A 21,646-nucleotide genomic window follows, 5' to 3' on the forward strand; every position below is an offset into this window, starting at 1 on the left:
CCGGCTGCCCGGAACTAAGGTCAGGGTCAGGGATGCAGTGCCCTCTCTTCCGGCGCGACGGCGCCGCTACCGGTACTCCGGGTTCGGCTGGAATCCGAACCGCTCGCCCTGATCCCACTCGCCGCGCAGATTGCCGTACGCGGGGATGCCGCCGCTGGCCTTCAGGATCGCAGCCAAATGCATCAGGTTCCAGGTCATGAAGGTCACGTTGCGGTTCGTGAAGTCGCTGTCCGGTCCGCCGGATCCCGGGTCCAGGTAGCTCGGCCCCGGGCCGATCGAACCGATCCAGCCGGCGTCCGCCGCCGGGGGGACCGTGAACCCGATGTGCTGCAGGCTGTAGAGCACGTTCGACGCGCAATGCTTCACACCGTCTTCGTTGCCGGTGATGACGGCGCCGCCCACCTTGCCGTAGTAAACATACTGACCCTGGTCGTTGAACTCGCCCGACATGGCGTAAAGGCGTTCGATGACGCGTTTGGTGACGGAGCCGTTGTCGCCGAGCCAGATCGGACCGCCGATCACGACGATGTCGGAGGTACGCACCGTTTCGAACAGGGCGGGCCAGGCATCCGTCGCCCAGCCGTGCTCGGTCATATCGGGGTAGACGCCCGTGGCGATGTCGTGGTCGACGGCCCGAATGGTCTCGACGTGGACGCCCTGCTCGTGCATCAGGTTGATGCTGAGATTCATCAGACCCTGCGTGTGGCTGACTTCCGGACTTCGTTTCAGGGTGCAATTGATGAACAAGGCCCGCAGGCCCGCATATTCTAAGGATGACTGGGTGTTGTGGGTCGCGGTCATGGATACTAGTTTTGCACCGGCCGCCGACCTCGGCAAGGGCGGCTCGCGGGGCTCCGGGGTGCGCCCGCAGGCTCCGAGGAGGTTGAGTGTGAGGATGATGTCCAGAGAACGCCAGGTGCTGATCGTGGCGATTCTGGCGTCGTTCGTGGCATTTCTGGACGGCTCCATCGTCACGGTCGCGTTGCCGGCGATCTCGGGGGAGCTCGGCGGCGGGCTGGCGCTGCAGCAGTGGGTGGTCGACGGCTATCTGCTCTCCTTGGGTGCCCTGATCCTCGTGGCCGGGTCGCTCTCCGACACGTTCGGCCGGGTGCGGGTGCTTCGGATCGGCCTGGTCTGCTTCGGAATCACTTCTCTCGCGTGCGCGGTAGCACCCTGGGGGAGCGCCCTCGTGGTCGCCCGGGTGCTGCAGGGCATGGCAGCCGCCTTGCTCGTGCCGAGCTCCCTAGCGCTGATCACCTCTAACTTCTCGGGGCCGGCACAGGCCCGAGCGATCGGCACCTGGACCGGCTGGACGGGGATCGCGGGCATCATGGGCCCGGTACTCGGCGGCGTCCTGGTGGACACCCTGAGCTGGCGCCTCATCTTCGGGCTGAACGTGATCCCCATCGCGGTCACCCTGTACCTGCTGGTGGGACTGCACGAGCCCGTGCGCACCCGGCCGGCCGCGCCCCTCGACGGGTGGGGTGCCGGTCTGGCGGCGTTCGGCCTGGGCGGTGCCGTCTTCGCCTTGATCGAGCAGGGCCGTCTGGGCTGGTCCAGCCCAATCGTGTTCGTTCCGTTCATCGTCGGGCTGCTCGCCTTCGCCGGGTTCCTGTGGTGGGAGGCGCGCGCACCGCATCCGATGATGCCCCTCGACCTGTTCAGGATCCGCAATTTCGGGGTCGGCAACCTCGCCACGGTCGGCGTCTATGCGGCCCTCAGCCTCGGGTTCTTCGTCTTCACGCTTTATCTGCAGCAGGTCGGCGGCTTCTCCGCCACCGCGGCCGGCTTCGCGGGAATCCCGGCGACCGTCATGCTGCTCCTGCTCGCGACCCTGTTCGGCACGCTCGCCGGCCGCTACGGTCCACGGATGTTCATGGCCGTCGGTCCGGTCGTCGCGGGCCTCGGTTTCCTGCTGCTGCGTGGGGCGGTGCCGCCCATCGACCTCTGGGTGCAAGTCGTTCCGGCCATCGTGATGATCGGACTGGGTCTGGCCATCACCGTGGCGCCTCTGACCTCCGCGGTGCTGGGCTCGATCCCCGCCGAGCAGGCCGGGATCGGGTCGGCCGTCAATAACGCCGTGGCCCGCGTGGCCGGGTTGATCGCGGTGGCCCTGGCCGGAACGATCATCGGGAGCGCGCTCGATGTGGGCGGATTCCAGCGTGTGATGGTGGTCGTGGCGGGCCTGATGATCGCCGGTGGGATCGTGTCCTGGCTCGGAATTCGCACCCCGGCTGCGCTTGCGGCACCAGAGCACGCCGAATAGCTGTTATAGTTTTCAAGTTGTCATAGAGCGCTTAGCTGTTTGACAGCCTGCGCTCGTAGCTCAACGGATAGAGCATCTGACTACGGATCAGAAGGTTGGGGGTTCGAATCCCTTCGGGCGCACAGTAAGAGAAGACCGGAACTCCGCGGGTCTTCGGCCGTCGCTCACTCCTCATCAGAAGGAGTGAGGGGCCATGCTCAGTCACACGGTCAGCCATACCCGATCCACCTGCTACGTGCGCGCACACCAAACGAATCCCTTCGTCGGCGCGCTCCTGACCTCATCGTCCGCGAACACCTGGCCGCGAGCTTGGGCGCCCGAGGCCCCGAATCAGCCGTCTACGAGGCCATGGGTGAGTGGCTCTTTTCGTTCTCCGCGTCATTCGCGCACTGGGAAACTCCGAAGGTCATGGACCGCGATGTCTTGTCACACCGATTTGGTGACGGCTGCTGACCGCGACGCCGGACGCCGACGCCGAGGCGCATCCGTCGTCGTGAACAGATACCGGCGGGCGGAAGACGCCCTGGTGAACACCGCCGCGCCGGCTTGAGCATGCAGGGGGACTTCGGCAGGCTTCCACAGGAAGTTGCAGCACCACGCGCACCGCAGCTCAGAGTCTGAAGGAGTCTCCCATCCGTTTCGCACCCGTTTCCTCGGCCCTCGTGGCCGCCCTTGCCTTCGCGACGCTCGCTGGCGCCGCGGCACCACCGGAGCAGCACACGGCTGCGCGCTCACGCGGCGTCGACGTCGTGCTCGGCGAGCCGCTGGCGGCCGCGCACGCCCACAACGACTACGAGCACGAGCGCCCGCTCTTCGATGCCCTCGAGCAGGGCTTCACCAGCGTGGAGGCCGACGTCTGGCTGATCGGCGGCGAACTTCTCGTCGCGCACAGCCTCGAGGCGGTACGGCCGGGCGTCACGCTCGAGAGCCTTTACCTCGAACCGCTGGACGAGATCGCGAAGGGTCGCAGCGTGTACCCCGGTTGGAAAGGCAGCGTGCAGCTGCTGATCGACATCAAGTCCGAGCCGGAGACGACGTACGCGGCGATCGAAGCAGCCCTCGCGGAACACTCCGGAATCATGACCCGCTACTCCGACGGAAAGACCAAGCGCGGGGCGGTCACCGCGGTGGTGAGCGGCAATCGCCCCCTGGCGACGATGCGGGCCCAGACGAACCGGTTCAGCTTCTACGATGGCCGTTCCGGCGACCTCGCCGGCGACATCCCGGCCACACTCATGCCGCTGGTCAGCGAAAACTGGACCAGGCTGTTCACCTGGAACGGTGAAGGCGCTATGCCCGAGGCCGAGCGGGCGAAGCTCCACGAGTACGTGCAGACCGCGCACGACAAGGGCTACCGCGTGCGCTTCTGGGCGACGACGGATGTGGCCGGTGCGGCGCGCGACGCGGTCTGGACGCAGCTCTATGAGGCCGGAGTCGACCACATCAACACCGACGATCTGGTCGGCCTCAGGGAATTCCTCAGCGCCCGCCCCTGATCCCGTAGTTCCCCTCGCCGACATCTGGAATTCACCCGTTCGCCATCTGCTGCCCCTCAACAGGGGGAACGATTGACCACGACCCTGGAGGACTTCGAATGCCCGCAATCAGCCGCCGCCGCAGTGCCTCGGCCACCGTATTGGCGCTCGTTATCGGAAGCGTCCTCGCCACCGGGGCGATGGTACCGGCGGCATCAGCTGACGACGGCGACGAGCGCGACTCGCCCTCGCGAAAGGCCGCCGGGCTCACGCTGAGTGTGCTCGGCCGCTACGAGACCGGCGTCTTTGACGCGTCGGCCGCCGAGATCGTCACTTATCACGCCGACAGCGAGCGCCTCTTTGTCGTCAACGCGCAGGCCGGCGCGGTCGACGTGCTCGACGCCGTAGACCCCGCGGTCCCCACGAAGCTCTTCGACCTCACGGCGGAGGGCATCACGGCCGACGACGGTTCGGTGATCCCGGCGGGAACCACCGCGAACTCCGTTGCGGTCCGCGAGGACGGGCTCGGTGCGATCGCCATCGAATCCGACGTGAAGACGGATGCCGGCTGGCTGGTCTTCTTCGACGCGAACACCGACGAGGCGGCCGTGCTGGGAGCCGTGCGGGTGGGCGCGCTCCCCGACATGGTCAGCATCTCGGCCGACGGCCGCTATGCCGTCGTCGCAAACGAGGGGGAGCCCAACGAGGACTTCACCGTCGACCCGGAGGGTTCGGTCAGCATCGTCACCCTGCCGGGGCGCGTGACCGCGCCGGTGCAATCGGTGGTCAGAGCCGCCGACTTCCACGCGTTCGAGGCGGGCGGCGGCAAGACCCTGCCGGAGGATGTTCGCGTCTTCGGGCCCAGATTGGGGGCCAACCCGGTCTCGGTGAACCTTGAACCGGAGTATGTCGCGATCGACGCCGGGAGCGAGGTCGCCTACGTCGCCCTGCAGGAGGCCAACGCGGTGGCCGTCGTGAGCCTCGCGGAGGCCGACATCACCGAAATCTGGCCGCTCGGGTTCAAGGACCACGGCCTGGACGGAAACGGAATCGACGCCTCGGACCGCGATCCGACGGGCGCGCCGACCCTCAACATCAAAAGCTATGAGGGTCTCAAGGGCATGTACATGCCCGACGGAATCACCGCATACACCGCCGACGACGAGACCTACCTGGTCACCGCCAACGAGGGCGACGCCCGCGAATGGGGTGACTACGAGGAGGGTGTCAGGGTGAAGGATCTGGGCGCGGATGGCCTCCTGCCGATCTGCGCGGACAGCCCACTGGCCGGCCTGACCGGCGACGCCGATCTCGGCCGGCTGAACGTGACCACCGAGAACGGTCTGAACGAGGCAGGCACTTGCTACCAGGAGCTCTACGCCTTCGGTGCTCGCTCCTTCTCGATCTGGACGACCGGCGGTGAGCAGGTCTTCGACTCGGCTCAGCAGCTCGAGGAGATCACGGCCGCGGCCAACCCCGACTTCTTCAACTCCAACCACAGTGTGTCCAACCTGGAGGGCCGCAGCGACGACAAGGGTCCTGAGCCGGAAAACCTCGCGATCGGCGAGATCGACGGCCGCAGCTACGCCTTCATCGGACTTGAGCGCGTCGGCGGGATCATGGCCTACGACATCACCGACCCCGCCTCGGCCACGTTCGTGCTCTATATCAACAATCGTGACTTTTCCGTTTCGATGGAGGGGTCGGTTGAGGCCGGAACGGGCGCGGCCGATCTGCCGCGGGCGGGCGACCTCGGCCCGGAGGGCCTCGTCTTCGTCTCTGCGAAGGACTCGCCGAGCGGTAGGCCGATGCTCGCGGTCGGCAACGAGGTCTCCGGAACGACGACGTTGTTCGCCATTGCCGCAGAGGGGAAGAAGCGTGATCGCAGCGCCGACAAGGACCGTGACGACAAGGGTCACTCCGACCGGGGCGACTCCGGCCGTTAGTGGTAACTGCGGCAATGTCGGCCTGACGTGGACTTGATTCACGAGGCCGTCGAAGCCACGACTGCCGCAGACTACGTGGTGGCCGTCGTGGGTGATCGGATAGAGCTGGTCGGCGAGGGCCGGTCAACCGCGACGCTCGAATTGGTGGGCGGTCAAATTGCCTTGCTGGACGCGTTGGCGGTCATTGGAACTCCTATGCTTGTCCTGCTGATGGCGTCCAAACCTTTGGTGCTGCCGGGATCGGCGATGAATGCGGCTGCCGATCTCGTTCGCCCGGCACGTTGGCCAGCAGCCGACTTATTACAACCAGATCCGTGGGCAGCACGGCGACCGGTACGCCGATCTGAACCAGAGCCCGTCGTTTAGCTTCGGCGAGGGGCTTCCCTACACGCGGGTTGAGTATTCGAACCTGCGGCTTCAGTGTGCCGACCTGTCGAGAATTGACACCGTGAGGGCCGAAATCACACTGCACAACGTCGGCGATCGTGCGGTTGTCGAGACAGTGCAGGCCTATGTGACTGTCCTGGTCACCTCGGTGAGCTGGGCTGATATGGCGCTGAAGGCCTTTACCCAGGTGCCCCTCGACCCGGAGCAGACGGCGACCGTCTCCATCACGGTGCCCGTGGTCGACTGACGGCGTGTAACCAGTGCGGAGGGACGAAACTGGGGCCCAACGTCGCTTCCTGACGGATTGCCTCGACGGTGATTCTGGGCGTGCTGCAGGCCGCGAGCTGGCGGCCTAGGCCGGCTACCCGCGCTTCCGGTGACGCCCTATTTCAGGGCAAGCGATGATTGTTCCGGGGCGGACCGAACAGTGCGAGTTCCGCGAGGTTCGTTCATGAGCGCCCCCAGAGGCATCATCGCGGCTCCAAGGGCCACGGTGTCGCCACCGAAGTGGCAGGCTACGAGTTCGAACTGGCTGCCCGGACGGTCGAGCGCCTCGGTCTGGGTTGCCGCGAAGATTCGATCGCCCAAGGTTTCCATCAGGCGTAGGCCCACCCACCCGCCGACAATGACGCGCTGCGGGTTGGTGAGGTTGACCAGACCACCCAAGGCGGAGCCCAGCGTGGCGACCAGTTCCTCAACCACGGCAACCGCAACGGGGTCACCGGCTCTATCGGCGTCGAGGAGCTCGCCGATGGCGCGCCAGCCTGACCCCTCCACAGTGGCGCCTTCATCGCGCCACGTATCCAGGATCGCGTCAGCGCCCAGGTACGCCTCAACGCAGCCGCGGCCGCCGCAACGGCAGGGGCGACCATTGCGGGCGATCTTGAGGTGACCCCATTCTCCGGCGCTACTTCTACAGCCGTGGGCGAGTTCGCCGCCACTCACGATGGCCAGGCCCACGCCGCGACCGAGGAGCACGACGAGGGCTTCGTCGATGCCGCGGGCGGCGCCATCCCACAGTTCGGCCATCGCCAGGGTCTTCGCCCCGTTCTCGGCGAAGACCGGAATGTCGTGGGAGATCAGTTGGTGCGCTGGGATGGGCGGCCAGCCGAGGCCTTGCGCATGGAGCACCTGGCGACCGTCCGCATCCGTCTCGACGATGCCCGGAAGGCCGAGGCCCACCCCGACCATGCGTTCCCAGGCGTCGGGGTTTCGTAGCTGGAGTGCGTCGAGGGCTTCGTCGAGATCGCGGGCGATCGCTTCGACGGGTTCGCCGGCAGTGCCGCCCCGAAACTCCCGGTCGATCCGTGTCATGGAGAGGTCGAAGAGCTCCACGGCGACACCACGCTCGCCAACGTCGGCGCCGATCATGTATGCGCCGGAGGGGTTGGGGGTGAGCAGTGTGATCGGCCTGCCGCCGGTGGACGCTATCAGGCCGGCTTCGATTACTAGGCCCTCGTTGATGAGCTCCGACACGAGGTTCGTCACCGACGCGACAGACAGCCCACACTCCAGAGCGATTTCGGCGCGCGTGGTCTGGCCGGACAGGATGATGCTCCGCAGGGCGTGGCGCCGGTTTCGTTGGCGCACATCACCTACCGTCGCAGGAGCCGATCCTGGCGTTCCCGGACGGGAGTGAGCGGCGCGTGTGTTCTTCTGTTCTGAACCTTTCACGTCCTGGGCTCCAATACGATCTGTGCGATGGATGTCATATCGGTGGCGGTGACCCGCAATCCTCGGCTTGTAATTTCAGTGGTGACCCGGGCGTCCTCACCGAAAGCGTCGAGTACCCGACACGTTCCGGCGCTGGCCGCAAGCTCGAATTCCAGCCAGTCGTCGGTCGCGAGTCGCACGACCAGTTGCTCGTTTGGGCTATACGGCCGGCCATCGGTCTGTTCGAATGGGTTCTGAGGGTTTTCACCCGGCCACGCCCATATTAGCGTGACCTTCTCGTCGTCGCGGATGCCGGGGAGGGGCCGCGCATCGGCCACTGAATATGACTCGCCCGCACCACGGTAGCCGAATCCCCAGCCGGGGATGACGGTCGGCCGGTCGGCGAGTAGCGCGGCCACAACGTCGGCCTGCCAGGTGCAGTTTTCCATCCTCATCGCGCTCAGCAGGCCGTCGAAGATGACCTGCGCCTCGTCCCGGCTGAGTGCTGAGGGATCTTGGACGCTGGCGACGACCTTGCTCCAGCCGCGGGGGGCGACGATCGAGGCGGGTGAGGTGAGCGTGTCGATCTTTTTCCAGGGCCAGAAGTTCCAGCCGATGTCGTGGGTTTCGTAGAGCCGGAACGCGGCGTAGATCCACTCGAGGGTGTTTTCGCCGCCCTCGCCCATGTAGATCGGCAGGCCGAGTCGGTCCCGCACTTCGAGGAAGGCAGCGATGCTGGCCCGGTCGGGAGAGGACCAGTACTTGTGAAACTGGAGCAGCGAATTGTTGTCCCACACCTCGGTGAAGATGTCCCAGTTCGTCGCCCAGTGCGAGCCCTCGTACACGATGAGGTGATCCCGGTCTACAAGGCGAATCTCAGCGGTCAGGTCGCGGTACAGGGTCGCTAGCTCGCCGGCATAGCGGTACTGCCACTCGTTGGGCAGGGGTTCATTGAGCAAGTCGTAGCCCAGCACCACCGTCTCGTGGGCATAGCGCTTGGCCAGCTGCCGCCACAGCTGGATCGTTCGGTCGCGATAAATCGGGTCCATGAACAGCTCAGGCAGGTTGTGGGGCGAGTCGTCGATGTTGGTGCCGGTCTGGCCGCCTGGCGCGCCGTGCAGGTCGAGGAGCACCCACACTTTGTGGGTGCGACACCAGCCGATCAGCCGGTCGATAAGGGCGTAACCGGCCTCGATTGGTGAACCGTCCTCGTTCTGGATCAGGCGTGAATTGATCGGCAGGCGCACGTGATCGAAGCCGCTTCGGGCAATCTGTTCGATGTCAGCCTCTGTAATGAACGAAGCGCGGAACGCGGTCCAGAATTCGGATGCCCGTTCGGGGCCGATGAGTCGTTCGACCAGGGATTCAATTTCGCGTGGTGATGCGGCGCCCTCCCCGAATTTCCACATGTAGCCTTCCGGCAGCATCCAGTTGCCCAGGCCCACGCCGCGAAGCAGCAGTTCGCGGCCCAGCCCGTCGACGAGCCGGGCGTTGCGAGCGTGCACGAAGCCGTCAAAGGTGGCCGGACGTGGTTCGAATGATCGCTCGGGGGCGATGGTGGTCGTGGTGTCAGTCATAGTGGACTCCGATTGTTACTTGAGGCCCGAGAGCGCGAAGCCCTGGATTACATGGCGCTGGAAGATGATGAAAACGATCAGAATCGGGACGACCATGATCGATGCGGCGGCCATCTGCAGGGATGGGTTCACCGCGATTTGTTGGTTGAGCAGCGCAAGGCCGACGGAAAGCGTGTAGAACTGCTGATCGCTGGCGATTACCAGAGGCCAGAGGAAGCTGTTCCAGCCCGCGATGAAAGTGAGTACTACCTGCACGGCGAGGATGGGCCCGGACATGGGGAGCACGACCTGCCAGAAGGTGCGGAATTCGCCGGCGCCGTCGAGGCGGGCGGCTTCGAGGAGTTCGGTTGGGATCGTGCTCATGAATTGCCGGAACAGGAAGATGCTGAATCCGCTGACAAGCGTGGGCAGGGCGATGCCGAGCAGGGTGTTTGTCAGTTTCATCCCGTTGAGCATCAGGTAGGTCGGGATCATCGTCACCTGGACAGGGATCATCATCGTGGCCAGGACGATGAAGAAGAGCACCTTGCGGCCCCGAAAATCGAATTTTGCGAACGCGTAGCCGGCCATGGCCATCAGGAACAGGCCGATGAACCCGATGAGCACGACGATCACTGTGTTGACGAAGTATCGACCGAAGTCCAGCTCGGTGAATAGGCGCAGGTAGTACTCGAGGGTGGGTGCCTGCGGAAGCAGCGACGGCGGATACTGCACCGCCTCGCGCTGTGGTTTGAACGAGGATGCGATCATCCAGAAGAACGGGAAGGCGGTGATCAGCGCACCGATGACCAGAGCGACACCGATTATCACGGTCACGGTACGACCGCGGGACGACGCCGACTTGTTGCGGGCGCGCTGAGGCTGCTGGTAGACCCGGCCACCCTCCACGTCCGACTCTGGCTGAAGCAGCGTGCGTGACACAGTGCGCAGCTCACTGCGCCCGCTGAGCCGGTTAGTCATCGTCGTTGCCCTTCACGCGTAGTTGCACCAAGGTGATCACCGCGATGATCACGAACAGCACTATGGAACCGGCGCTCGCGTAACCGAATTGGTTGAGCCGGAAGCCTTCCTTGTAGAGGAAGATCGATGCCGACGTGGTGGCACCCAATGGCCCGCCGTCTGTGAGGACGAACGGTTCGTCGAAGAACTGCAACCAGGCGATTGTGGTGGTGACTCCCACGAAAAAGATCGCGAACCGCAGCAGTGGAATGGTGATCGTTAAGATCTTCTTCCACCCGGAGGCGCCGTCGAGGGACGCGGCTTCCAGATACTCCTTGGGCACGGCCTGGAGGGCGGCCAGGAAGATGATGATGTTCAGGCCCGTCCCTCGCCAGACGGCAACGAGGCCGACCGAGAATTTTGCCAGGGTCGGGTCGGACAGCCATTGCACCGGATCCGCTCCAACGAGTGAGAGCACGTAGTTGAAGACACCGAATTGGGTGTTATAGAGGTATCCCCAGACCAGCGACACGGCCACGATCGCGGTGATCGCGGGAATGAAGTAGAAAGAGCGCAGGGCCTGAAAGAAACGGTTCTGGCTGTGGTTGAGCAGCAGGGCAGCCGACAGGGACAGGACCAGGATTGCCGGTACGCCCACCACAGCGAAGAGCGCCGTGTTGCCGATGGAGTTCCAGAAGTCCGGGTCGGCGAAGAGCGTGGTGTAGTTGTCGATGCCGATGAACTTGACGTTGCCCCAGTTCATGAAAGCCGAGATGTTCATATTGGTGGTGCTGATCACGGCGGCGATGAGGATGGGAACGATGCCGAAGGCGATGAGCAGCAGCATGGCCGGGGAAACAAAAAGGTAGGGGGTGAGGCGGGTGCGCACGAGAGCCTTTCCTCGGGCAGAGGGGAAATGGAAGGAGAGGAAGGGGGCCGTCCCGCGGAGCGGGGGACGGCCCCCTTCAGCTAGTCGACGCTGAGACTGCCGGTCTTCTTGAAGAAGGTCGACAGTGTCGAATCACGGTCCGCGCCCTGCAGCACAATCCCGTTGAGGGCCGTGAGTAGTTCCGTTCCCACCACGCCGTCCCAGTTTGAGACCAGCGGAAGCACCTTGGCGCTATCAAGCTGCGTTGTGTAGACCTTGACGTTCGGGTCTTCATTGAGCGAGGCATCGGAGAGGGCGGCCTTGACGCTGGGCAGCTCGCCGGAGACGGAATACCACTCGAGCTGGGTCTCGGGCTGGGCCAGGAAGTCGAGCAGCTCCAGCGAGGAGTCCTTGTTCTCCGTGTTGGCCCAGATGCCCAGGTTGGATCCGGCGAACAGCGAGGTCGACGAGTCGGAACCGGCGGGAAGCGGAGCGGCCGCCCACTTGCCGTCCAGCTCGGGGGCAGAGTCGGCGACTCCCTTGCCGAGGTACGGGCCGCTGACCACCATCGGTGCTACGCCCGAGACAAATCCTTGGATCTCGTCGAAGTCACTGTTGGTGGGCACGCTCTTGTCGGCGTACAGGCCAGTGTAGGTGTCAACGGCCGCTTCGAATTCGGGTGTGTTGAAGTCGACAGCACCGTCGGTCGTGATCACGTCTCCGCCGTTGCTCCAGGTCATGGTGACGGGCAGTGGGGCGGCCCACTGCTGGATGTAGAAGCCGTACTGGCCTTCGCCGCGGCCGGCGAGAACCTTGGCGTCTGCACGCAATTCCTCCCAGGTGGACGGGGGTGCAGCGATGCCGCTGGCCTCCAGGATGTCCGAACGGTAGAAGAGCACGCGAGTGTCGCTTACCCAGGGAACGCTGACGACCTCGCCGTTGACCGCCGTGGCGTCTCCCCCCACTCCGTCGGGAAAGTTCGACGCGTCGAGAGCGGGATAGTCGGCCAGTGTGGCGGCGTCGAGGGGGAGCAGGGCGCCGGCATCCGCGAAGGCGCGCAGCTTGGACAAGCCGATCTGCAGAACGTCAGGCCCCTTACCGGAGGCGACGGCTGTGGTCAGCTTCTCGTCGATGCTGTCCCACGGGATCGCGACCACCTTGACCTTGACCCCCGTGTCTTCCGTGAACGGTTCCACGAGCGCCTGCAGGTTCTCGCCGGAGTCGCCCATCACCCATACGGTGAGCGGGCCGGAAGCCGCGTCAGCGGTGTCCGATGCTGAGGGCGCAGCGCATGAGGCAAGGCTGAGAGCCAAACCCACGACGACGATGGGTGCCAGCACCCGAGTGGTCATTTTCCTCATTGAAAATCCTTTGTTTGAGTGTGATGCGGAACAATGCGCGGGCTCTGGGAGAGCCTTCCTTGAGGCGGTGACGAGAGAGACTTTCACAAGGCGTGGCGCCCACCAGGATCGACGACTTGGGTCTGCAGTGCCGGTCACACGCCATAATACGCATTCGACAGAGGTTAATACAACACTTAGTTTTACACGTGTCGAAAGTTCTCGTGATCGCACCCCGAATTTCTCTGCGATCACATGTCGGATCCTCGGACACATCCCCTTCCATACCAGGCGAACAAGCACGACTCGACAGGGCGCACGTGCTCACGATGCATGGCCTTCCCGTTGAGGGTTCCGCCTACGGCCCTGCGTTAGCGCCCGTGGTGGTATCGACATCCGGCGATACGGATTTCGTCGTTCTCGACCGTGTAGATCAGGCGATGTTCGTCTGTAATCCGACGTGACCAATACCCGTGGAAGCCGTGCTCGAGGGGTTCGGGTTTTCCGATGCCTTCAGTGCCGTTGCGAAAAACGTCGCTCAGGAGCGTATTGATGCGTTTGAGGATCTTGCGGTCTTGCGGCTGCCTCCAGCAGGAGTCGTCGCAGGCATCCTCGTCCCAGATCAACCTCATTCGTCAAGGTCGTGCTGCGTGCCGTGGCCGGCCTCGAGTCGATCGATCGATCCGAGGAGGCGTCGCGCGTTCGCGGGGTTCTTCAGCAGGTAGGAGGTTTCCTTGAGCGACTCGTAGTCGTCGAGGGAGACGATGACCACGGGTTCGTGTCCTGCACGAGTGATAACAACTTCTTCTCGGTCATCCACCACTGCTGAGAGTGTCTCGGCGTACTTCGCTCGGGATCCTGAATATGTCATGGTGCGCATTGGGATCCTTTCACGTACAAAAAACTGTACGTCACCCTGGTTGTGACTCCAAGATGCACCGACAGCTCGACCATCGTCGCGTAAGCCGTTCCCGTGCGGAACATGGACGGGATCTCCAGCCACTCGACCGTTTCGCGTAAACGAGTGCCATGAGACGTACCTCATCCGTCCTCACAGATGGGTTTCCCGAACGTGGGGGTGTTCAGAGGTGAGTGCGCACCGATAGCTTTGCGTCGGATTGACACCTGCACGTGCTGGGCAACATCACGCAGAGACGGACGCCCCATGAAGACCAGACCATTCTCGACCCCGATTTTGCCAGGCTCTCGCCTCCTGAGGCTGATCGCCATCGCAACCGGTCTGGCCCTGGTGGCCACGGCGCTTCCTGTCGTGACCGCCCCGGCCTTCGCCTTGTCGTGCACGATCACGGGGACCGCTGGCAATGATGTTCTCCGTGGCACTAGCGGTGACGACGTCATCTGCGGCGGAGACGGTTCCGACGCGATCGACGGTGGTGGCGGAAACGACACGATCTATGGTGGCGGTGGCAGGGATGTCCTCTCCGGCGGTGACGGGGATGACGTTCTCTTCGGCGGGAACGAGCAGGACGTTCTCTTCGGTCAGGTCGGCAATGACACGCTGAGTGGCGGAAACAGTGCGGACAAGCTTGATGGCGGTGAGGGCGACGACGCCGTGGACGGCGGCAATGATGCCGATACCCTGCAGGGCGGGGCGGGCGATGACGTTGTCAACGGCCAGCTGGGCGACGATGTTCTCGACGGCGGGCCGGGCACTGACCGGCTCATCGGTGAGAACGGCGCCGACAGCATGTATGGCGGATTTGGGAACGACTCCCTCCTCGCTGGGCTCGGAAACGACGCTCTCTATGGCGGCCCCGGCGACGACAACCTCAACGGCGACAAGGGTAAGAACACCTGCGACGGTGGAACCGGCATCAACGTCTTCGCTGGCTGCTCGACGACGGTGAACCCGGGCGGCGCCGATCCGGCTGGGGAATGGGCTGACACTGACGCCGATGGAGTCGTCGACGCGATTGAGATCCGGGCTGGTACCGACCTTCTCAAGGCGGACACGGATGCTGACGGTCTTTCGGATAGCGCCGAACTCCAGAGCATCACGGACCCGACGAAGGCTGACGCCGACGGGAACAGGATCTCCGACGCAGCCGACGACCCCGATGCTGACGGGCTGACGACGGCGGATGAACTGGGCCGCGGCACCAAGGCCGGCGAACCCGACACGGATGGTGACTCGCTGACTGACGGACAAGAGGTCGCGCGAGGGAGCAACCCACTCGCGGTCGACACCGATCTGGACGGCCTCTCTGATTTCGAGGAAGTCACCCTGGGCTCAAACCCGACCGTCGTCGACTCGGACGCAAACGGCATCGCTGACGGTGACGACAGCTTTGCTAAGAATGTCCTTGCCGCCGAATCCGCTGCAACCTACGAAGCCCGAGGACTCGGCAAGGCGGTGCTGTCCGTGAGCCTAAGCGTCTCTGACGACGAGCGGCTCAATGAAGTGCCGGGCCAGCGAGCCCCGCCGATCGAGATCGATGCCCCCCTGGCGCTGGAGCCGGGCATACTCACGATCCCGTTCGACACGGCGGACCTCGACCCGGGGGCCAACCTGGCGGTACTCCGCTTCAACAATGACACCCAAACATTTGAGTTCCCGGCCGATCAGGCCGTCGACCTTGAGAGGGGAATCGCGACAGTTCAGACCCCCGATGGCGGGATCATCTCGGCGCAACGCTCCACTCAGACGCGTCCGGCCGACTGGGCCGAGCTCGATAGCGGAGCCGGGATCCCCGAAGGAGAAGCGGTTTCGGGCTCGCGCTTCTCTCAGACGTTGGCGACTGCTGCTCCAGCCACACCGACTTCACAATTCGTCATTGTCGATGTCGACGAGTTCGACGCCATCTGGGCTGCCGAGATAGCGACCCCACGCGGAGGCAATGCGTCAGGGAATATCGACGTAGTCCTCACACTCGACTCCTCGGGATCGATGTCGTGGAATGACCCTGGCGGGGCCCGCAAGACGGCCTCGAAGTCCTTCGTCGATTCCCTGCGGGCCGGGGATCAGGCTGCTGTTGTGGACTTCGACTACTCAGCGTCCGTGTATCAATCGATGACCACAGACTTTGACGCCGTGAAGTCCGCGATCGACCGGGTCGACGACAGCGGTGGCACCAACCTCTCAGCTGGCATGGACGCGGCCCTGAACGAACTCGACACTAACGGCGACTCCGCACACCAACGGGTCATCGTGTTCCTGACCGATGGGGACGGCTATTACGACGAATCGTCCACGACTCGTGCCGCGGCCAGCGACACCACCGTCTACACGGTGGGCCTCGGGTACGGGACCAACGCCGCCCTGCTGAGTTCGATCGCGGCCTCGACCGGCGGCAAGTTCTATTACGTGCCCGATGCGAGTGGTCTGCCCGACGTGTTCGACGGCATCGGCAGTGACACCGGCGAACCCGACGCCGACAACGACGGACTCGCCGACACTGCAGAGACCAGCGGATGGCGCGACGGCAGCGGCCGCGTGTTCCACACCGACCCGAACGACGCAGACACCGACAACGACGGACTCAGCGACGGCGAAGAAGCCGGGCAGCTCACGACCGGCGGCGCCTTCGGCCGGGGAACGTACTACAGCGCATTCTCGGACCCCACCCGGGCAGACACCGACCGCGACACCCTCAGCGACCTGTATGAGCGGGCGGAAGGACTCTCGGCGTGGAAAGCCGACCTCGACCATGACGGCCTGAACGACGCCCAGGAGACACAGACCAACAGCACGGAGGCGTTCAGCGACGACACGGACGTCGACGGTTACACCGACACGTGGGAGATCGATCACGCCAGCGAGGGATTCGATCCCCTCATCCTCGACTATCAGACAAGCGTCCTCGAGTACATCGGCGAATTCTCGCGCGGTGCGCTGTGCGGAGACATCACAGATGTGGGCCCCTTCTGTGAGGGACAAAGCCTCGCCTACCTCGCCGGAAACATCTCCAGCGGAGTGATCTTCATCGGTGACATCCGTGATGCGATCGCTGGTGTTGTGAACCTGGACTTCATCTCCACGGCATTCAGCGTCGCCGCCCTCATCCCCATCGGTGGCGACATCGCGGCCGGAATCAAGAAGACCGAGAAATTCATCAAGGCTGCGGACGAGATCCCGTCGGGGGCCGCGCTCCGCTCCACCATGAAAGACTTCGGCAAGTCGACCGCCGACAAGATGGACCTGCTGCGGAAAGTCTCACCGACCGCGGTGACCAAGCTCGCCGCCGTGGGACTTCCAGACGCCGATATCGTCCGCCTCGCCTCACGGATGATCAGCGCCAAACACTTCGACGACATGGTCAAAGCGGCGAACGATATCAAGAAGGCACCGAACACCTACCGGCTCGAAAAAGACGCCGAAACATTCCTACGAGCCAACACTCCCGGAGCTCTGCCGACGCAGATCAGGTCCCAAACGGCCGCCGGCGACAAGCGTTACTACGACGTTCTGGACCCCGAAACCGGACACGCGATCGAAATCAAGCACGGCCGGGCACGAGATGTCGGACGCGCAGCAAGCCAGGCAGAGCGAGACTATGCGATGACGAAAGACCCTCTGAGCGACGTCTTGTCTGTCGAATGGCACTTCTTCACCAGCCACAACAACACCCTCGGACCAGACGTCGCGCTGCTCGAGAGGCTAGCCCGGCTCGGCATCCCCTTCACCCTTTGGGTAGCCTGAGTCCATGTGGGACACCATGAACGCCAGTCGCGAGAAGGTCGTGGAGCTGCACGAGGCGTACCTGCGAAGTTTGGAGCCGGCGCAGGCCCGGTTTCGCGTGCGTCTGAGCGAACCTGGCGATCCGCGGCTCGACGACAGCATTGAAAGTCTGGACGCAGTCAATGCATGGTTCCTGACACGAGTACTCGAACCAAGAGACGCGGAGACGGCGGACCTGCCGTCCTGGTGGAACCCGGCAAGACCAACAGCCGAGAGTGGTATGCCGGGGAGCGGCCCGTTCACCTCGATGCAGCTCGCTCTTATCGACGAGATGCAGGCGTATGTCGCGGAAGTGATGACGAAGGCCCGTCCCGACGCGACATGGGTGATCTACAAAGGCCACAAGCTCGAGTCAAGGAACGGTCAAACAATGCTCCAGATCGGCAAAGGTCGTCCCTTCCCCGTGCGCAGCGCCATCTACAACGAAGCCTTGAAGGCTTTCCTCTATCGGCGTGAGGTTCCGGTCAAGCAACTCTCCGAACTCGTCCGCACGGCCGTGGCTTGCTGAGGGAACTTAGCTGCGCGAGCACGTGAACAAGTAGCCGCTGCGCTACGAGACCGCCTCGGCTCCGGCATACCTCCGGTCTCGGGCTCCACGCCCCTGTTATAGGCCGGGTTGGCCCAACCAGGATCTCTCGGCTGGGAACAAGCTCTCAGGATTTACTGCCCGTTCAAGTCTCCCCATGTCGCTCCTCCGAGACGTCGGAACCTAGCCGAATTGGCCCTGCACCTCTGGCCGGGGAGCCCCGGCTGTTCACGCCGACTGAAAACAGGGCCACTCCTGCCGACTGAAAACAGGGCCACTCTCGTGTGGTTCTAGTGAGACCGGGTCGCGGAGGGCCGCGAAGGCCAAGAGGAATAGTGCCCGTTTGAGGATCTTGTTGCCTCGCCGGGACGGGTGTTCGCCGCGGATGGAGCTGCCGGAGCGCCTGGTCACCGGGGCGAGGCCAGCGTAGGCGGCGAGGTGGTTGGCGGTCGCGAAGTCCTTGCCGGAGACTTCGGTGAGGAGGCTGGCTGCGGTCCCGACCCCGACTCCGGGCCTGCTGATCAGGACGGGGTGAAGAGGGTGCGCCTCCACGAGCCGCTCGACTTCGACGGCGATCTCGTCCCGTTGCCGGCGGAGCGCGGCGAGCTGTTCGGCAGGCCTGGGACGAGTCCCGGTCCAGCCCCTATCAGCGATCACCTGATGCCAGTCGGGCCCGGTGACAACACCCCTCGGATCATGGGCGACTGGGGGCAAGAACCATGCCGGGCCTGACAGGCCAACACCCTCACACAACACCAGTCGTTGACAACTAGTACGGATCAGAAGGTTGGGGTTTCGAATCCCTTCGGGCGCACAGTGGTGCGATCGCATCCGTTGCAGTTCAGAACGTAGACCGGGTGGGCGTGACTCTCGGCGTGCGCCGGGTTCGGCGTCAGGCGAGCGGCCGAATGACAAAAGGGACACGTGATTCTCATGGCTGAGGCTCCTGCTCTCGTACCCGCCACGATCTGCAACGCGTAGTTCGAAATTAACTCGCGTCAGGTCGGCGCAGTACCCCCTTGACCCAGGCGGATGCGTGTGCTCGGCCGTCTCGGAGCGCTGATCTAGGTGCGGTCGATCTGCTCGATCATGAAGTCCGTGCCGGGGTAGACGATGCTCTCGTGCCCCTCACCGAACCGCACGAGGTAGGGCGGTTCGCCGTTCGGCCCGCGAACCTCCAGGATCTCGCCGTGCCGGTCGGGGGTTTCCACCGTCCTGCCTCGAATGACGATCCGGTCTCCCTGCGCTGCGTGCATGGGAATCACCTCCTCGCGGCTTACCGTACGCCCGCCCGCCCTGCCTGCACAGGGGATGCGGGGTTGCCGGCCGGGGCCGCACGCGGCGCGGCGCGGGTCAGTCGCCGGCGCGCAGGCGATCACAGAGTCCGATGAGCTGTGTCAGTTCGTCGGTGCTGAGACTGTCGCCGATGCGCTCGGTAATGGTGGCCATGTGCTGCAGCGCGACCCGGCGGAAAAGCTCGAAGCCGGCATCCGTCAACTCGATCAATGCGCCGCGGCCGTCGGCCGGGTCGATGTGTTTCTGCACATAGCCGCGCAAGGCCAGCCGGTCGACCAGGCGGCTCACGCTTGGTTGGGTGAGCAGCACGTTCCGGTTCAGATCGCGCAGCCGGAGCCGCCATTCGGGGGCCCGGGACAGGTTGAACATCACGTCGTACTCGTTGAAGGAGATGTCCCGGGAAGGGAAGTCGGCGGCGATGCTGCGCATGATGGCGACCTGGGCGCGGAACAGGGACTCCCAAGCGGCCACAGCCACGGCTCGATCGGTCACGCTGCCTCCACATCTCTGAACTTCAAGAATAGGGACTCCATTCTGAGCCGCCTCATCCACACATGGTGAATTCAGAGAAAAATAACGATCAGATAACTAGCTTCTCGTTACGCATTCGTTATATATTCGGAGTGCGTCAACCGTTTGCTGTGGCGGAAGACGCGAAATGTGATTGCAGGACACTCTTGGTGCAAGGGAAGAGGGCCGGTCGTAGCTACTACGACCGGCCCTCTGTCATGCCGGCCCCCTTCGGCAGGATGGGCCACTCGGCGTGGTGGGTCGCGGGCGGGACTCACCACGCCAGACGTTAGAAGACGTCCGGGCTCGGGGTGCTGGACTGACGGATCGATACGTCGGCGTGGCGGTCGAAGCGGTAGCCGACGCCGCGCACAGTGCGCACGATGTCCTCGTAGCGGCCGAGCTTGGCACGCAGGCGACGCACGTGCACGTCGATCGTTCGCTCGTTGGGGGCATCCTCTTCGTCCGCGGCGTTCCACAGCTTGGAGATCAGTTCGGCGCGTTCGATGGTGCGACCCTCGCGCAGCACGAGGTACTGCAGCAGCTCGAATTCCTTATAGGTGAGCGCCGCGGTCTCGTTGTCGAGGATGACGCGCTTGCGAGAGATGTCCACCACGACGCCGCCCGGTGCCCGGTCGGGGTCCTCGGCGACGTTGCGGTGCTTGGCCAGCGCGGTCGGGTCCTGCAAGGCGAGGCGTACGACGTCCACGTCGCGGCCGCCGGCTCCGGCCGGGGCCAGTGCCACGGCTGCATGAGTCTCCGCGGCCGGCGCGATCGTGCTGGTCAGAGCCTTGAGGGCCTCGACGATGCGGCTGAGGCTGGTGCCTGCCGCTGCTGCGGTGGCTTCGTCGATGCCGACGTAGAGAACGAAGCCGCGGGCCTGCGTGCCATCGGGCACGGCGCGGATGCGCGGCGCGGTCGGTGCGGAAGGGGCCTGGAGTTCGAGGCGGGCGGCCTGGGCCGACCGGGCGGAGTCAATGTGTGCAAGCGACATGGGAGTAATCCTTGGCTGGGATGCTGCAGGTGAACCCGATGCGTTAAGCGAATTCAGGTTCGTAAAATATCGGCCGGAGAAAGGCCGGAGGGGAGTCGGAGAGACTCGGAGTTCAACCGGCCGACCGCGATACGTCAGCGGGGCGGGAACGGGGCGATTCGGTCGCTCGTTAGCGGGACATTCGGCAACACGCAAAGCAGCTGCCGGGCATCAGCATCATGCCGGCAGTCCCGGGGGCCTCGAAGGAGGTCTGGGGGCGTGCGCTCGTTGTCATAGTTGCGAGTAAAGCCCACTGTTACGGCGTGTGTCAATTTTATGACCGAGGATGACACTGTGCGACGCGCATCACGTTCGGTGACTCTGCGACGGATCGGAGGATCCGCCGCAGAGAGAGAAATTGAGAAAATGATCCTTGACCAAAGGGCAGTCCATCAAAGATTCGTGAATTTGTTAGGCATGAATGCTGTGTGGGTCGCAGGACCTGCATTCGCGACCGGCGGTGAACAGTCGGGTCTACTACACCAGACCGTAGAGACGGTCGCCGGCGTCGCCGAGGCCGGGCACGATGTAGCCGTGCTCGTCGAGGTGGTCATCGACGGCGCCGAGCACGATGGTCACTTCACGGCCTTCGAGGGCCTTCTCGACTGCGGCGAGTCCTTCCGGTGCGGCGAGGATGCAGATTGCCGTGACGTCGACGGCTCCACGGTCGAAGAGGAACTGGATGGCCGCGATCAGTGAACCTCCCGTTGCCAGCATCGGGTCGAGAACGAAGCATTGGCGGTCCGACAGGTCGTCGGGCAGACGTTCGGCGTAGGTCGTGGGTTCAAGGGTTTCCTCGTTGCGGGCCATCCCGAGAAAGCCGACCTCTGCGGTCGGCAGAAGCTTGACCATGCCCTCGAGCATGCCCAGCCCGGCGCGGAGGATCGGCACGACAAGAGGCTTGGGGTTGCTGATCTGCACGCCGCGGGTTGTGGCAACCGGGGTCTGCACGGTCACTTCCTCGACCCGCACGCCGCGCGTTCCCTCATAGGCGAGGAGGGTCATCAGTTCTTCGACAAGTGACCGGAAGATCGGCGACGGGGTGCGCTTGTCCCGGAGAACCGTGAGTTTGTGGGTGATCAGGGGGTGGTCGGCTACGTGGACTCGCATAGGCTCAATCTACTAGTCGGG

Annotated in this window: 19 protein-coding genes, 1 tRNA gene and 1 pseudogene; 8 read left to right on the plus strand and 13 right to left on the minus strand. The window is 64.2% G+C overall.

The annotated features are described in order from the left end of the window. Window positions 1-66: 66 nt before the first annotated feature. A complete protein-coding gene (locus E3O65_RS14120) occupies window positions 67-801 on the minus strand; it encodes a flavodoxin family protein (protein ID WP_134364364.1) in 735 nt (244 codons plus the stop codon). Between the two features lie 94 nt (window positions 802-895). Here E3O65_RS14120 and E3O65_RS14125 point away from each other — a divergent pair, with 94 nt between their 5' ends. The 6 genes from E3O65_RS14125 to E3O65_RS17490 all read left to right on the plus strand — a co-directional run bounded on the left by E3O65_RS14125 (window position 896) and on the right by E3O65_RS17490 (window position 6,321). After that, window positions 896-2,266, plus strand: a complete 1,371-nt coding sequence (locus E3O65_RS14125; RefSeq protein WP_134364365.1) for an MFS transporter — start codon at window positions 896-898, stop codon at window positions 2,264-2,266. 49 nt (window positions 2,267-2,315) lie between these two features. Next, window positions 2,316-2,388, plus strand: a tRNA-Arg gene (locus tag E3O65_RS14130). A 540-nt stretch (window positions 2,389-2,928) separates the two neighbouring features. Beyond that, window positions 2,929-3,762 carry a phosphatidylinositol-specific phospholipase C/glycerophosphodiester phosphodiesterase family protein gene (locus tag E3O65_RS14135; protein WP_134364366.1) on the plus strand — a complete coding sequence of 278 codons (834 nt, stop codon included), beginning with the start codon at window positions 2,929-2,931 and terminating at the stop codon, window positions 3,760-3,762. A 98-nt stretch (window positions 3,763-3,860) separates the two neighbouring features. Then, window positions 3,861-5,687, plus strand: coding sequence for a choice-of-anchor I family protein (locus tag E3O65_RS14140; protein WP_134364367.1), 1,827 nt, complete (start codon window positions 3,861-3,863; stop codon window positions 5,685-5,687). 87 nt (window positions 5,688-5,774) lie between these two features. Beyond that, complete coding sequence (locus E3O65_RS17485; protein ID WP_338419193.1) at window positions 5,775-6,053, plus strand: hypothetical protein; 279 nt, start codon at window positions 5,775-5,777, stop codon at window positions 6,051-6,053. Then, the gene (locus E3O65_RS17490) at window positions 5,938-6,321 is read left to right on the plus strand and encodes a fibronectin type III-like domain-contianing protein (RefSeq protein ID WP_338419192.1); all 384 of its coding nucleotides are present in this window, start codon (window positions 5,938-5,940) and stop codon (window positions 6,319-6,321) included. Before E3O65_RS17485 ends, E3O65_RS17490 begins: the two co-directional genes overlap by 116 nt. Before the next feature lie 137 nt (window positions 6,322-6,458). On the opposite strand, the gene E3O65_RS14150 is transcribed toward E3O65_RS17490, so the two are convergent. The 7 genes from E3O65_RS14150 to E3O65_RS14180 all read right to left on the minus strand — a co-directional run bounded on the left by E3O65_RS14150 (window position 6,459) and on the right by E3O65_RS14180 (window position 13,331). Continuing rightward, window positions 6,459-7,664, minus strand: a complete 1,206-nt coding sequence (locus E3O65_RS14150; RefSeq protein WP_241985557.1) for an ROK family transcriptional regulator — start codon at window positions 7,662-7,664, stop codon at window positions 6,459-6,461. Window positions 7,665-7,744: 80 nt separating this feature from the next. After that, entirely contained in the window at window positions 7,745-9,304 is a 1,560-nt protein-coding gene (locus E3O65_RS14155) for a glycoside hydrolase family 5 protein (RefSeq protein ID WP_134364369.1), read from the minus strand. A 15-nt stretch (window positions 9,305-9,319) separates the two neighbouring features. Further along, on the minus strand, window positions 9,320-10,264 hold the full coding sequence (locus E3O65_RS14160; RefSeq protein ID WP_134364370.1) for a carbohydrate ABC transporter permease: 945 nt from the start codon (window positions 10,262-10,264) through the stop codon (window positions 9,320-9,322). Next, window positions 10,257-11,132, minus strand: a complete 876-nt coding sequence (locus E3O65_RS14165) for a carbohydrate ABC transporter permease (protein WP_134364371.1) — start codon at window positions 11,130-11,132, stop codon at window positions 10,257-10,259. The genes E3O65_RS14160 and E3O65_RS14165 overlap by 8 nt, the downstream gene beginning before the upstream one ends. Before the next feature lie 80 nt (window positions 11,133-11,212). Then, window positions 11,213-12,472, minus strand: a complete 1,260-nt coding sequence (locus E3O65_RS14170) for an extracellular solute-binding protein (protein ID WP_134364372.1) — start codon at window positions 12,470-12,472, stop codon at window positions 11,213-11,215. 350 nt (window positions 12,473-12,822) lie between these two features. Further along, window positions 12,823-13,083 (minus strand): Txe/YoeB family addiction module toxin, encoded by a 261-nt coding sequence (locus E3O65_RS14175; protein WP_134364373.1) that lies wholly within the window; start codon window positions 13,081-13,083, stop codon window positions 12,823-12,825. Beyond that, window positions 13,080-13,331 (minus strand): type II toxin-antitoxin system Phd/YefM family antitoxin, encoded by a 252-nt coding sequence (locus E3O65_RS14180; protein ID WP_134364374.1) that lies wholly within the window; start codon window positions 13,329-13,331, stop codon window positions 13,080-13,082. The genes E3O65_RS14175 and E3O65_RS14180 overlap by 4 nt, the downstream gene beginning before the upstream one ends. A gap of 285 nt (window positions 13,332-13,616) precedes the next feature. Between E3O65_RS14180 and E3O65_RS14185 the strand changes: the two genes are divergently transcribed. Both E3O65_RS14185 and E3O65_RS14190 read left to right on the plus strand, forming a co-directional pair. After that, the gene (locus E3O65_RS14185; RefSeq protein WP_166785765.1) at window positions 13,617-17,111 is read left to right on the plus strand and encodes a VWA domain-containing protein; all 3,495 of its coding nucleotides are present in this window, start codon (window positions 13,617-13,619) and stop codon (window positions 17,109-17,111) included. 4 nt (window positions 17,112-17,115) lie between these two features. Then, window positions 17,116-17,658 carry a hypothetical protein gene (locus E3O65_RS14190; RefSeq protein WP_134364376.1) on the plus strand — a complete coding sequence of 181 codons (543 nt, stop codon included), beginning with the start codon at window positions 17,116-17,118 and terminating at the stop codon, window positions 17,656-17,658. A gap of 312 nt (window positions 17,659-17,970) precedes the next feature. Here the strand turns inward: E3O65_RS14190 and E3O65_RS14195 are convergent. The 5 genes and pseudogenes from E3O65_RS14195 to upp form a co-directional block, all read right to left on the minus strand. Next, a pseudogene (locus E3O65_RS14195) lies at window positions 17,971-18,300 on the minus strand (transposase); the annotation flags it as partial. Between the two features lie 440 nt (window positions 18,301-18,740). Further along, a complete protein-coding gene (locus E3O65_RS14200) occupies window positions 18,741-18,932 on the minus strand; it encodes a DUF1918 domain-containing protein (protein ID WP_134364377.1) in 192 nt (63 codons plus the stop codon). Between the two features lie 97 nt (window positions 18,933-19,029). Beyond that, window positions 19,030-19,464 (minus strand): MarR family winged helix-turn-helix transcriptional regulator, encoded by a 435-nt coding sequence (locus E3O65_RS14205; protein WP_241985556.1) that lies wholly within the window; start codon window positions 19,462-19,464, stop codon window positions 19,030-19,032. 307 nt (window positions 19,465-19,771) lie between these two features. Continuing rightward, window positions 19,772-20,476 (minus strand): winged helix-turn-helix domain-containing protein, encoded by a 705-nt coding sequence (locus tag E3O65_RS14210; protein ID WP_134364378.1) that lies wholly within the window; start codon window positions 20,474-20,476, stop codon window positions 19,772-19,774. A 516-nt stretch (window positions 20,477-20,992) separates the two neighbouring features. Then, window positions 20,993-21,625, minus strand: coding sequence for a uracil phosphoribosyltransferase (upp, locus tag E3O65_RS14215; RefSeq protein WP_134364379.1), 633 nt, complete (start codon window positions 21,623-21,625; stop codon window positions 20,993-20,995). Between the last annotated feature and the right edge of the window lie 21 nt (window positions 21,626-21,646).

Origin of the sequence: Cryobacterium breve (assembly GCF_004402375.1) — a bacterium.
In the GTDB taxonomy this organism is placed as follows: Bacteria; Actinomycetota; Actinomycetes; order Actinomycetales; family Microbacteriaceae; genus Cryobacterium; species Cryobacterium breve.